The organism is Sphingobacterium sp. SYP-B4668 (assembly GCF_027627455.1).
Lineage (GTDB): Bacteria > Bacteroidota > Bacteroidia > Sphingobacteriales > Sphingobacteriaceae > Sphingobacterium.
Genome location: NZ_CP115483.1, coordinates 861,826 through 875,167 on the forward strand (window position 1 = coordinate 861,826; position 13,342 = coordinate 875,167).

Here is a 13,342-nt window from a genome sequence, read left to right on the forward strand (position 1 = left end):
TAAAAATCCCCGGTACGATTTTCGTACCGGGGATTTCTGTTATTAGTAAAAAAACTTAGTTTTTCTTAGCCCACCAAAGCGGGGTAAGGACTTTGTCCTCTCCTCCGAGTAGTGAAACTGCCTCTTGATAGTTTGTCGGATCTGCATCTCTGAAGGATGACGGAAATGGTAAACGCTGTGGATAGAATTTAATACTATTCGTTTTGTAATTTCCAGAATTTAGATCAGGCAGGTTCGGTAGTGCATTTTCAATTGCAGGATTCTCAAAGAATGGCAAACCTAGTCTTCTGTGATCGTTCCAAGATTCCAAAGGTAACCAAGGAAGATTGGCGATATACTTTTGAGTAATGATTTTGGTCAATGCATCATTGCGGACACTACCATTTTTGTAAATTGTGTTTACGGGATAATTGATAGTGGTTGTTCCGCTACTTCCAGTATATCCATCTACATAATTCATAATATAGCCACTTGTTGGCTCTGCTGTATGCGCAAAGTTTACCGATGTTCCGATACGATTATAATCTGATGAATTCAAATAATCTCCCGCATATTGAGATACGCCCCAATATTCGAAATTGGCTTTAATACCATTTTCGTAGGCTGCTTGTGCAGTAGTACCTGTAGCCCATCCTCTAATCGCTGCCTCGGCTAATAAGAAATAGGACTCCCAGTTAGCGAAGAAAATACGACTATTGGTACTAGCTCTAAACTGTTGCCCCAGAGCAGGTACCTTACCAACTAAGGTAGTCCTAAGCCTGTTGTTGGTGCCTTTTACAGCCCAATCTCCCAGTGAGAATGCATTCCAGGTATATTTGGTATTCACAGCAATTTTAGTACTTCCATTTACCAATGTATCCACATTTGTCGATGCATCTTTAGTATAGGTAGGGTACAGAGAATAATTTGAATTTGAAAAATCACCAGGGATGAAGAATGCCTTGTATGCCCGAGGGTCAATTTTGTTTGGTAGGCCATCCAGCCAATATCCTGCTGAAGGGTCATTGGTCATTGTGGTAAATTGATTGGCATAACGCTTTCCAATGTAATCTTGAGCTTTGATTGAGGAGACAAGTTCCGGTTGAACAAGAGTCTTGGACTCAATACCTCCTAGACCAATAAATAGATTATTTAAAGTAGCTGAAAGGGTTTGAGAGTTCCACTCCCGACTCATTACACCAGATAAAGGATCCCAGCCTTCGCGCTCAGCGATGGTGAAATTTTGACTCGTATTGGTGATAAATAAATTGGTTGCTACAGCAGCTTCAAATTCGCTTTGTGCTTTTTCGGCATCAACTTCGGATAGACGCATAGCAAGTCTCATGCGCATAGAGTTGGCATAACGTAACCAATTGTCATATTTGAACCCAAAGGCGCGATCGAATTTTACAACATCTTCAGGAATTTTGACATCTTTGTTTATTTTCGAAATCGCATCTTTCAACTCCTCAAATAAGAAGTAGTATACATCTTGTACGGATTTATATTTTGGATTTTCACCCGTAGCGAAATCTAATGGCATAGGACCGAAATTATCTGCAGCTTCGCTGATTAGGTATGCACGCCAAATGCGGGTGATTTGTACGATATTGTTGGTGTAGTCTTTGGCCGTTCCAGCTGTAATTTCGTTGTTGGCAATTTCTATCCCTTTACTTGCATTTTTAATCCACTCTGCAGAATATCGATAGTATTCTTTCGAATAGTCATCGTTTACTGTTCCTAGTGCTAGACCATTGGTCATGTGTTGCCTTCCCGCCGTTTTCCAGTCGAGCACAAAGATGCGCTCTGCGATGTTAGGGTCTTGTTGTGCTCCTGTTAGTGAGTTATTGAAGAAATATTCTATTTTAGCCTGTGTGTCGTTGGCTTTCAGTGGGTCAACGTTCATGTCCTCAAACTTGGAACAAGAGGTGATTGTGCCCCCTAACAATAACGCTATTCCTATTTTTGATATGAAATTTTTCATGTTTTGTCTTGATTAGCTAATTAAAACCCTAATGTTAAATTGAAGAAGAATGATCTAGAGGTTGGTGTAGAGAAATTCTCGAAGCCAGTGGCATTGGAGTTTACTGCGAATACCGATTCTGGATCGACTCCGTTGCCGTAACTTTTGATCATCCAAACATTGTTGGCTGTGAAGCTTAATTTAGCACGTTGAATGATGCTGTTGTTCAGGATTGACTGAGGGAAATTGTAACTTAAAGTCACATTTCTAAGACGAATATTAGTGGCATCGTAAACATTGGCCTCACCTATACCGTAATTACCAGACGTAGTGGTTACTTGTGTCCAGTATAATTGTTGTGTTGTCTCGTTTGTGTTTTTTTGATAGCCTCCGTTTGACGAAATAACACCGTCCACAACAAATGCATCCCGACTTCCATTAGGGGCAGTCACTGCTGCACTACCATTCGCTTGTAAATTTAGGTTTGTACCCGAGAAGAATTCTCCACCAAAGCGGCCATCGACCAAGAAGTTTAATCCGAAGTTTTTATATGAAAAGTTATTTGACCAACCCACTAGTGCCTTGGGGGCTTGATTCCCTAATTTATGAATACCACTGGCAGCCTGAGGAAGTCCATTTCCATTTAAGATGAGCTGTCCGTTGAATTCGCTGTTTGAGTCTTCTACTCTCAAAAATTTGGTGCCATAAATATCACCATAAAGCCCCCCTTCAATTGCCCGAATTGAAACGTTGTCATATGAACCTAAGGGATACATATCGACACCTTCGGTCAAACGAACAATTTTGTTGGTATTTTTAGAGAAGTTTACGCTTGTTGTCCAGTTTAGCTTGTCTGGATTATTTAAGATTCTTCCGTCCAGTACGATTTCAATTCCTGAGTTTTGGATATTTCCTGCGTTTATTTTTTCTTTCTCATAACCGCTATATGGGTTTTTTGGCAGGTCTATTAGCTGATTGGTCGCATTTGTCTTGTACCAAGCAAAATCCAACCCTAATCTATTTTGAAAGAAGCGAGCATCAAATCCAAATTCGGTCGTCTTGATGAGTTCACTCAAGATATCTGGACTGTATTTTGTATTGGCCATACCGGCTGTGGTATTTGAATTAGGATCCTTACCAATACTGTATACATTGTAAAGCTGGAATGCTGGAAGGTCGTTGCCAACCTCTGCATACGATCCTCTAAGTTTAGCAAAAGATAACCAAGATGGCAATGTACCTCCATTTTTAGCAATCATATCTGATACTACCCATGATGCACTAACTGATGGATAAAAGAATGATCTATTGTTTAATCCCAACGCTGAGGACCAATCGTTTCGTCCAGTAACATTAATGAAGACATAATTGTCATAGTTGATTTCAGCCGTGGCATAAAGCGAATTGATTTGTTTTTGAAGAAGAGTCTGTTCGATACTTGGTCTTGATTTACTGTTGTTTATATAGAACAAATTTGGAACTTCTAAATCTCCAGTGCTTGCATCGATACCAGTAGACCTAGTTTTCATGATTTGACCAAACAAGGAAACAGCGCCGCCCCATTTTCCAACTAATTCATCTTTTCGAGCATTGACTGCTAATGTGAAATTATTTTCAAAGAATGTGTTTTTTCCAAGCCCATAGTTTCCTGGAGTGGTTAAAGGGCTACCAGCGTAGGTCTTATTTTCATAGTTGGTGGTATATTGATCGCGACCAAAACGAGCTTCAGCGTCTAACCAGTCGTTAAACTTGTACTTTAGATTACCGTTCATAATGAAACGGTCACGAATATCTTGGTTTAACCGATATTTTTCTAACCAATATGGATTAACGGAATTGGTAGTGCCATACCATGCCATATTCCCTTGTGGTGTGATAGGGTTACTAAAGTCTAAGATATTCAATGATCTTGGCATGGAGAATAACGTCCGGTATGCATTTGAATTGTTTTGGCCAGAGATTGGTCGATTTTTTGTGTTCATGTTCATATACTGAACTTTCACGTCTGTCGTCCAACGCTTATCCGGACCGAAGGAGGTGTTCACCTTGGTCATCAAATTTATCCGTTCTAAGGATGATCCCGGTATTTTGCTTTGATCATTTAGGTAAGTGGCAGATGTATAGATGTTTGTATTCTCTCCAATTTGTTGTTGAAAGGCGAGGTTTTGGGTATGATTGATACCGGTATTGAAGTAATTCCCAATATTGTCAAATGGCTTACCTGTAATTTTTTCACCCCAGTTCTCCGTACTGGTTGGATTACTAGCCCCATCTTTACCTTGACCAAAGTTATTTTGGAGTTCGGGAGTCATGAACAATGTTTCTAATCCAAGGGTTGACGAATAGGTAATGCCTGCACCTTTCTGTGCTTTTCCAGATTTAGTGGTAATCACAATGGCACCGTTTCCAGCGCGTGAACCGTATAATGCCGAGGCTGCACCGCCCTTTAATACTGACATACTTTCGATATCTTCGGGATTAATATCTCCTAAACCGCCTCCCATGTCTGTTCCAGGATTCCACATGTCATTATTTTTTGTTCCAAGAAAATTGTTCAAAGGAACTCCATCAACGATGATTAGTGGCTGGTTGTCTCCCGTTAAAGAATTATTACCGCGTAAAGTAATCTTTGTGGAGGATGCAGGGCCGTTGCTTCCTTTGATAACCTGTAGTCCAGAAACCTTTCCAACCAATGCATTGGCAATGTTTGTTTCTTTTGCTTCTAACAATTGTTCGGATTTGACTTCTTGGAATGAGTACCCTAAGGTTTTCTTTTCTCTTTTTATACCCATTGCCGTCACTACTACTTCACCTAAAGCACTTGCATCTTGCTGTAGCGTTACATTTAACGTTTTAGCGGTGGTAGCTGAAATCTCTTGAGATGTATACCCCACTATGGAGAATCGTAGTGTTTCTCCAGCATTTACTTGAATGGAATAGGTCCCGTCGATATCTGTCTGGGTACCTCTCGAAGTCCCTTTGACCGCTACGGTAACACCGGCTACGGCACCTTGGGCATCTGTTACTTTTCCAGTAACAGTCTGCTGTGCTATTGCAGCTGATATCGAAAAGAACGATATCATTAGCACCATGCAGCATGTTTGATAGAATTGTTTCATTTTATTGATGATTTAATTAAGGTTTACAAATTTGGATAATGAATATTCGAACACGATTGAGGCGGTACCGATAAGCTGGGCGTCTTTCGTGTCGGATATCTCGATGTGGGTCTTGTTGGCAATTCTGGGAATACAGAATTCATTAACAGCGGTCTGAATCTGTGGCATAAGGATGTTGCCCGCCTGAGCGCCTCTACCACTGATGATGATTTTCTCTGGATTCATGATGTGTATCAAAGTGGCGACGCCTTTGCCCAGCATATACCCCGCTCTGCTTAAAGCCGAAATGGCGAGCTGGTCGCCATTTTGAGCAGTGGAAAATAAAGCCTCCGTGGAAACAAGTTGCTCTGTAAGATGGGCCAATTGTAAAACGGACTTTTCTCCAGCAATGAGTTTTTCTTTCACATCCTCAACAGTGGCAAGTAACGAAGCTTCTACTTCAAGGCACCCCCGTTTTCCACAAGAGCATAGCTTGCCACTATCAGAAAGCGGAATATGACTGAACTCTCCAGCGTAACCACTATAGCCTCTAAAAAGGTTGCCATCTACAATAATGCCTAACCCTACACCCCAACTCATATTGATGACCAGCGCATGGGAAATATCTTTTGCCTTGCCAAAATTTTGCTCGGCAATGGCTATGGCTGTCGAGTCGTTCTCGATGTAGGTAGGGATTTTGAAAACAGCTTCCAGTTGTTTCTTAATGTTGAATAATTTGCAACTACTGTCTTTGAAAGAACCATTCGTACCGGTAACATTATCTACAAAGCCTGGCATACTAACTCCTATCCCTAGTATGCTAGATTTCGGATGTTGATGGTCAGAGAGCGTATTTTCTATTAACTTGACAATATTCTCAAAAGCTGTATCCCCATTATCAAGCGGATTTTCTATCGTTTGCTTTGACGTGACTTCCTTGTTATGGAGGTCATAAACAACTGCTGAGCTATAGTGTTGATCTAAGGCAACGGTCACTATATAACAATTCAGCTCACTGTTGATGGTATAATGAATAGCTCGTCGCCCCCCAGTGGATGGTGCTAGACCTTCTTCGGAGATATGTTTTGATACAAGTAACTCATTAATAATCTTTGTGATGCTGGGGATGCTTTTTGATGTCAAGATACTTAAGTCCGCAATAGTATAAGTTCCATTGTAGTATAACAAGTCTAGAACAAGCTCTTTAAGGCCCAAAATGGTCTTCTCCATATGCATTGATTATTAACCTAATATAGATTTGGCATTAAAGGTATGTTAAAAAGATATAAACTTCAAATACTTTTTAAAATTTAGCAAAAAGTAATGTAATTTATTCTTGTTAAATTTAAAATAAGTCCTATTGTTTGAGTAGATTTTATTAAGTGAGTGGATGAATAACTATCACTAGACTTAGATTGAACAAAATATCTGCCCCTGTAGCGTTCAATCTGGGTATGCCGTTACCTAATAAACCTACAAAGATGAAACAGTTTGTCACTGCATTATGTATTATGTTTTCCTTTACCGGATGTGATAAGGAAAGCGAAGAGGAACGGGAAGCCGCGTTCCCTATTGATATCCAACAACAACTGACTGGTCATAATTGGGTCCACTATCTACCCATACGTGATACGTACAGGCTTTATTATGATTACAGTCCAGCCGAATGCGAACTTGATAATGTATACAAGTTTACATTTTCGAAAGGCTCCGTACTGAAGGTTATTACTGGCGATAAGCCTTGTATTAAAAATGCAGGAGAATTTGAACAATTATTTAATGGGAAAAATCAGATTTCTCTTTCTTATGATAAAGCTCTTAAATCTCTAGTTTTTAATGGCGATAAATACGTAAGCTACCGAGTATTCATTGATCATGATAAACTTATACTTTTCTTTCATAGTTCGAATCCTCTTATAGATTACATACCTACTGAATATCATTTCAAGGCAGAAAAGTAAATACGCATAATTTGTTGAGACTGACTTTGGAGAAATAAGGGAGAGCTATTTGGAATGGAAAAGGGAAGCTCACGTTGAGCTTCCCTTTTAAACTGGTATTATATCGTCGATGAGTTAATTTTTCTTTGCCCACCATAATGGGGTGAATAAATTGTCTTCACCTCCTAATAACTCGACTGCTTTGCTATAGTTGGAAGGGTCGGCAGTTCTAAAAGTTGAAGGATATCTTAATCTTTGCGGGAAGAAGTTGACTTGATTTTGAGTATAATTGGATGCCGTTAACTGTGGTATGGTAGCTATGGGCTGTTCAACTGCAGGATTTTCGAAAAACGGTAAACCGAGTCTTCTATGGTCATTCCACGCTTCTAGAGCTAAATAAGGAAAGCTGGCAATATATTTTTGCGTAATAATTTTAGTTAGCTTATCATTCTTGATAGTTCCATTTTTATAAATGGTGTTAGATGGATACAGAATGTTGGCTGTCCCTGATTGATTTGTATATGCGTCAACAAATTTGACTGTAAATGAAGTCGGAGGTTCGGTTACGTGGTCGTATTTCACAGAAGTCCCGACACGGTTGTAAGCTGTCGAATTTACATAGCTGTCAACATAGGTGCCTGCGCCCCAGTATGCGAAATTTTCCGATATTCCTTTTTTGTAGGCGTCTTGGTCGGAGATAGGGGTTGTCCATCCTCTTAGATTAGCTTCAGCTATAAGGAAATACGATTCCCAAGAGGCAAAGAATAGCCTTCTTTGTGTACTTTTTCTAAACTTATTAATCATCCCAGGTAATCGACCGTTTTGACCTCTAAAAACAATGTTTGATGCTTTACCTCCCCAAGTACCACCAGAAAATGCATTCCAAGTATATTTCGTGTTCAAATTGTCGGTGCGGGTGTCAGAGACTTTAATTGTAGCTGCTTGGTTCGATGCATCCGCCCAATATTCAGAATCGGATGTGTTGCCAGGAATGAAGAACGCTTTGTAGGCTCTAGGATCCATTTTATTTGGGAGTCCATCGAGATAATATCCTTGACTTGGATCATTTGACATTGTCGAAAAATTATTCAAATAGCGAATTCCAAAATCATCTTCATTTTTAATTTTAGCTAATAAGTCGCTGTTTGAGAATTGATCAGCAGTTTTGATTCCACCTAAACCAATAAAGAGATTGTTCAGCGTTGTGGATAGAATTTGTGTATTCCATGAACGGGACATGACGCCGGTTAATGGATCCCAACCATCCTTTTCTTGGACACTAAAATTTTGTGATGATGATTCGATATATTTATTGGTCGCTACTGCGTCCTCAAATTCTGACTTAGCTTTAGTTGCATCAACTTCTGATAGACGCATTGCTAATCTCATACGCATGGAATTGGCATATCGAATCCATTTCTCCCAATCATAGCCGTAAGCAGCATCGTAGTCCTTGATGTCTGCAGAGGCTATATTCACATCTATTTTAGATGAAGCATCCTTGAGTTCAGCAAGGAGGAAATAATAGACTTCTTTTACCGAATTAAATTCAGGATTGACTCCTTGAAAAGCCAGAGTTGGAGCAGGGCCGAAATTATCGGTTAGTTCACTCATCAAATAGGCTCTCCATATTCGGGCTACTTCCTTTAAATTTTTATTGTACGGATCAGCACTGCCATTAGCTTCCTTTTTATCGGCTATTTCCATAGCTGCATTTGCATTGTTCAACCACTCGGATATATATCTCCAATAGTCTCCATTGAAGCTGTCATCATCCGATCCGATGTTTAACACGTTCATGTAATGATGATGTGCGGCGGTCTTCCAATAATAGACAAATATACGTTCAGAGATGTGGGGGTCTTGCTGTGCTCCGACGATAGAGTTGTTTAGAAAGTACTCTGGTTTGACCTGTTGCTCATTAGCTGCAGTAGGGTCGTTATTAAGTTCTTCAAACTTATTGCAGCTTGAAAGAACTGCTGTAATTGCTAATGTTAATGATATTTTAGAAAGTATATTTTTCATGATTTAGTTCAAATTAAAATCCTAAAGAAATATTTAAGAAATAAGATCTGGAGGTTGGGAATGAAAGGTATTCAAAACCAACTGCATTTGAGCTTAGCGCAAATGTTGACTCAGGGTCTACGCCATTTCCATAACTTTTTAGCATGGCCAAATTGTTCACAGAAAGCCCAAATTTAGCGCTTTTAACCATAGAGGATTTAAGCGATTTGGATGGAATCGAATAGCTGATTTGCGCATTTCGGATTCGGACATTTGTAGCATTGTACAAATTTTGTTCGGTGATACCTAGATTGTCAGGACCTGCTACTGCATTCCAATAATCTTCTGGATTAACAGCGACCTCACTTTTTGAATAGTTTCCATCTTTCAAGATTACACCGTCTACAACGAATTTTTCGCGGGCACCATTAACAACGGTTTCTTTCGAAGATCCAGATAATTGGAGTGCTCGTTGAGTTCCTGAGAAGAATTTTCCACCAAAGCGACCATCTATTTGGAAACTCAGACCAAAATTCTTATACCCAAATGAATTCGTAAGTCCAACTAGAGCTTTTGCTGTTTGGTCACCTAAGTGATGAATTCCTACTGCTTTTTGGGGAAGACCTGTGTTCATTAAGATCATCTTTCCGAAATGTGGACTTGCCTCATCCTCGACTCTTAAAAATTTACTTCCATAAATTGCACCGTAGTATTTACCTTCTTCTGCGAATACACCGACATTTTCAATCCCACCTAATTTGCTTTGTTTCACATCTTTGTGAAATTCAATTATTTTGTTGATGTTTTTAGATATGTTGGCATTCATATTCCATCTTAGACCATTGGGGTTTCTAAGGATATCGGCGCTAAGGACGAGTTCTAGACCTTCATTTAAAATATTACCTGCATTTGCTCTAAAACCACCGTATCCAGAAAGATTATTCATAGGGATGTTTATCAATTGATTGGTAGAGTTATTTTTGTAATAAGTGAAATCTAAACCAATTCTATTGTCTAAGAAGCGTGTGTCAAAACCTAGCTCTATACTTTTTAGCAACTCATTCACGACGCCAGCATCATATAATGTTGAACGTTTAGAAGCTGTAGTATTGTTGTTTGGGTCGTTACCTATGCTATAGGTGTTATACAATTGATAAGGATCCATATCACGGCCAGTTTCGGCATAGGAAGCTCTAATTTTAGCGAAATTGAACCAAGAGGGCATATGGCCGTCACCTTTGTTGATTAAATCTGATAAGACTAGTGAAGTACTAATTGACGGATAGAAGTAGCTGTTGTTATCAGGGTGTAGCGTAGACGTCCAGTCATTTCTTCCTGTAACACTCACGTACCAGACATTGTCGTAATTCAACTCAACATTGGCATATAGGGAATTTATTTGTTTGCGACTAATGGATTCAGAGACTCCAGGGTTGCCGATAGAATTTCCTAAAGTGAACAGATTTGGAACGCGTAGACTTCCTGCTGAGGCACTTAATGAATTACGGTCCCTTTCCATTATCTGTCCATACAAAGAGGCATTTCCTCCCCATTTTCCAAATAGATTATCCTTCTTGGCGTGTAAACTCAATATATAATTGTTTTCAAAGAATTTGTCTGTTCCATTAGAATAGGAATTGTTGATATGACTACCTGTATATGTTTTTGAGTCATATTTAGTAGTGTAGGTATCTGTGCCAAAACGGGCATCGGCACTTAACCAGTCATTAAAATCATATTTAACGGTGGCATTCATCAAATATCTATCACGAGTATCGTTGCTTAGTTTATTGTGAGCTGCCCAGTAGGGATTGATGCCCGAATCTTCTAAATACCATGTTTGTTCTGTTCCAAGTACATCCATGCCTTCCTTAAATTGGGTAAGATCAAGTGAACGAGGAAAGAGCAAAGCTTGTGCATAATAGTTGCCTCCATTCTGACCCCCAACGGCTCTATTGTAGGCCATGTTTTTCATATATTGTACCTTGACATCGGTACTCCACTGATTACGCTCGCCAAATTTAGAGGTTACGCGATTGATTAAATTCAATCTATTCAACTTCATACCCGGAGTTTTGCTATTATCGTGAAGGTAAGTTGCGGATGTATATAGGTTGGTTTTGTCAGATACAGCTTGTTGAAAGTTGATGTTTTGAGTTGTGTTAAATCCTGTCTTAAAAAAGTTGTTTAGGTTGTCGTAGGCTTGCAGTTTCGTTTTTGATCCGTCCCACATGTCAACCTCCTGCCCGGAAATCTTTTCTCCCCAAGAAGTGGTTGCTAATCTTCCATATATGCCACCTGCACCCTGAGAGAAGTCACTTTGAAGTTCAGGAGTCATGAAAATATTTTCGATGCCTGTGATGGTTGAATAAGATATTCCTACACCCTCTTTAGCTTTTCCTGTTTTTGTCGTAATCAGAATTACACCATTGGATGCTCTTGACCCGTAGAGCGCGGAGGCAGCTCCCCCTTTTAGTACTGACATGCTTTCAATATCCTCTGGGTTTAAATCTCCTAAGCCGCTTCCCATATCAGCTGAAGGATTCCAGAAATCATTATTGGAAGCTCCAACGAAATTGTCCATTGGTACACCGTCGACTACAATTAAAGGTTGATTATCTCCATTTAAAGAGTTAAAACCTCTTAAGATGATTTTTGAAGACGATGAAGGTCCGTTAGAACCCTTTATTACCTGTAGGTTAGAGACCTTACCTGCGAGCGCATTTGCTATATTGTTTTCGCGAGCTGCGGTTAAATCCTCACCCTTGATTTCTTGAAAGGAATAGCCCAGAGATCTTTTTTCTTTTTTTACACCCATTGCAGTAACAACCACCTCTTCGAGAGCACCTGCATCTTCCATAAGAGTAACATTAATTGTTTTGGTCGTTCCAACAACAATTTCCTGTGGAGCATAACCCACTATTGAATAACGTAGGGTTTCTCCTGAACTTGCTTGGATAGTGTAATTCCCGTCAGTTCCTGTTTGTGTACCCCGATTGGTCCCTTTGACGCTCACTGTGACGCCAGGTACATTTCCATTTGCATCCGTTACTTTTCCGGTAACAGTTTGCTGTGCAAATACGCTTGATATCGATATGATCGATATAAGCATGATTGTGCAACATGTGTGATAGAATTGTTTCATGTTATTGATGATTTAATTAAGGTTAACAAATTGTGGTAATGAATATTCCAATACAATGCATGCAGATCCAATAAGCTGTGCATTATTTTTAAGTTCGGAAACCTCTATAGTGGTTTTTTGAGCGATTTTTGGTATGCAAAATTCATTGATAGCAGTCTGGATCTGAGGCATCAAGATTTGGCCTGCCCTAGATCCTCGTCCACTTAAAATTACTTTCTGGGGATTCATAATGTGTATCAGTGTGGCAATGCCCTTCCCGAGCATATAGCCTGATTTATTGAGGGAGTAGATAGCCAATTGGTCACCATTTAATGCCGATTTGATTAAGGTTTCACTTTTTTCAAGTTGATCCTGTTGGAAGAATTCTTTTAACGGAGACTTGTCCCCATTTTCAAGTTGTTCTTCCGCAAATTCTACTGCAGCTGATAAGGAAGCTTCAACCTCGAGACATCCTTTTTTGCCGCAAGAACACAGTTTGCCACTATCTGAAAGGGGGATATGGCTGAATTCACCCGCATACCCGCTATAACCTCTGAAAAGCTTATTATCAACGATGATACCTAAGCCAACCCCCCAACCAATATTGATGATAAGTGAATGTGAAGTATCTTTAGCTTTTCCGAAATTCTGCTCGGCTATAGCAATAGCTGTTGAATCATTTTCAATGAAAGTTGGTAGTTTGAATTCGTTTTCGATTTCACGCTTAATATGATAGAGTTCCTCGTTTTTATCTTTATACGAGCCATTTGTTCCTTGCCGGTTGTCGACAAATCCTGGCATACTAATTCCAATGCCGATAATATTTGTATAATCGAATGCGCCATGCTCTAAAGCTTGTTTCATGACGTTTACTATATTGGGAAAGGCAGTTTCGGGATTATCCAGATGATTTTCAATGGTAAAAATAGGTGTACGTTCTTGATTTGCTAGATTGTAGACAACAGCTCGGCTGTAATGTTGGTCTACAGCCACTGAAAGTATAAACTTATCCAGGTTTCCATTAATAGTATACCTAAGTGGTCTACGCCCTCCAGTCGATGGAGCTAACCCATCCTCGATTATGATATTGGCATCTGCAAGTTCATTTATAAGCTTAGTTGTGCTGGGGATACTTTTTCCAATAAGTACGCTCAGATCTGCAATGGAATACGATTTGTCGTAATACAATAAGCTTATAACAAGTTCTTTAAGTCCGTAATTGGTTTTTTCCATT

7 protein-coding genes are annotated in these 13,342 nt (G+C 39.5%); 1 reads left to right on the plus strand and 6 read right to left on the minus strand.

From position 1 onward, the window contains the following. Positions 1-55: 55 nt before the first annotated feature. The 3 genes from OQ289_RS03710 to OQ289_RS03720 are packed head-to-tail and all read right to left on the minus strand — an operon-like array spanning position 56 to position 6,270. Positions 56-1,963 carry a SusD/RagB family nutrient-binding outer membrane lipoprotein gene (locus tag OQ289_RS03710; RefSeq protein ID WP_270089467.1) on the minus strand — a complete coding sequence of 636 codons (1,908 nt, stop codon included), beginning with the start codon at positions 1,961-1,963 and terminating at the stop codon, positions 56-58. A gap of 20 nt (positions 1,964-1,983) precedes the next feature. After that, positions 1,984-5,061, minus strand: coding sequence for a SusC/RagA family TonB-linked outer membrane protein (locus OQ289_RS03715; protein WP_270089468.1), 3,078 nt, complete (start codon positions 5,059-5,061; stop codon positions 1,984-1,986). Positions 5,062-5,073: 12 nt separating this feature from the next. Continuing rightward, positions 5,074-6,270 (minus strand): ROK family protein, encoded by a 1,197-nt coding sequence (locus OQ289_RS03720; RefSeq protein WP_270089469.1) that lies wholly within the window; start codon positions 6,268-6,270, stop codon positions 5,074-5,076. 185 nt (positions 6,271-6,455) lie between these two features. Here OQ289_RS03720 and OQ289_RS03725 point away from each other — a divergent pair, with 185 nt between their 5' ends. Beyond that, positions 6,456-7,001 carry a hypothetical protein gene (locus OQ289_RS03725; RefSeq protein ID WP_270089470.1) on the plus strand — a complete coding sequence of 182 codons (546 nt, stop codon included), beginning with the start codon at positions 6,456-6,458 and terminating at the stop codon, positions 6,999-7,001. 114 nt (positions 7,002-7,115) lie between these two features. Here OQ289_RS03725 and OQ289_RS03730 read toward each other — a convergent pair whose 3' ends face one another. From OQ289_RS03730 to OQ289_RS03740, 3 genes are read right to left on the minus strand one after another with little or no spacing between them, the layout of a single operon-like run. Then, positions 7,116-9,005 carry a SusD/RagB family nutrient-binding outer membrane lipoprotein gene (locus OQ289_RS03730; RefSeq protein ID WP_270089471.1) on the minus strand — a complete coding sequence of 630 codons (1,890 nt, stop codon included), beginning with the start codon at positions 9,003-9,005 and terminating at the stop codon, positions 7,116-7,118. Between the two features lie 13 nt (positions 9,006-9,018). Beyond that, positions 9,019-12,129, minus strand: a complete 3,111-nt coding sequence (locus OQ289_RS03735) for a SusC/RagA family TonB-linked outer membrane protein (protein ID WP_270089472.1) — start codon at positions 12,127-12,129, stop codon at positions 9,019-9,021. Between the two features lie 12 nt (positions 12,130-12,141). Beyond that, positions 12,142-13,341 carry an ROK family protein gene (locus OQ289_RS03740; protein WP_270089473.1) on the minus strand — a complete coding sequence of 400 codons (1,200 nt, stop codon included), beginning with the start codon at positions 13,339-13,341 and terminating at the stop codon, positions 12,142-12,144. Position 13,342: the final 1 nt, after the last annotated feature.

Bases quoted from the DNA above. Each gene is read 5' to 3' on its own strand.
- OQ289_RS03710 (WP_270089467.1), bottom strand. From the start codon at position 1,963: ATGAAAAATTTCATATCAAAAATAGGAATAGCGTTATTGTTAGGGGGC.
- OQ289_RS03715 (WP_270089468.1), bottom strand. From the start codon at position 5,061: ATGAAACAATTCTATCAAACATGCTGCATGGTGCTAATGATATCGTTC.
- OQ289_RS03720 (WP_270089469.1), bottom strand. From the start codon at position 6,270: ATGGAGAAGACCATTTTGGGCCTTAAAGAGCTTGTTCTAGACTTGTTA.
- OQ289_RS03730 (WP_270089471.1), bottom strand. From the start codon at position 9,005: ATGAAAAATATACTTTCTAAAATATCATTAACATTAGCAATTACAGCA.
- OQ289_RS03735 (WP_270089472.1), bottom strand. From the start codon at position 12,129: ATGAAACAATTCTATCACACATGTTGCACAATCATGCTTATATCGATC.
- OQ289_RS03740 (WP_270089473.1), bottom strand. From the start codon at position 13,341: ATGGAAAAAACCAATTACGGACTTAAAGAACTTGTTATAAGCTTATTG.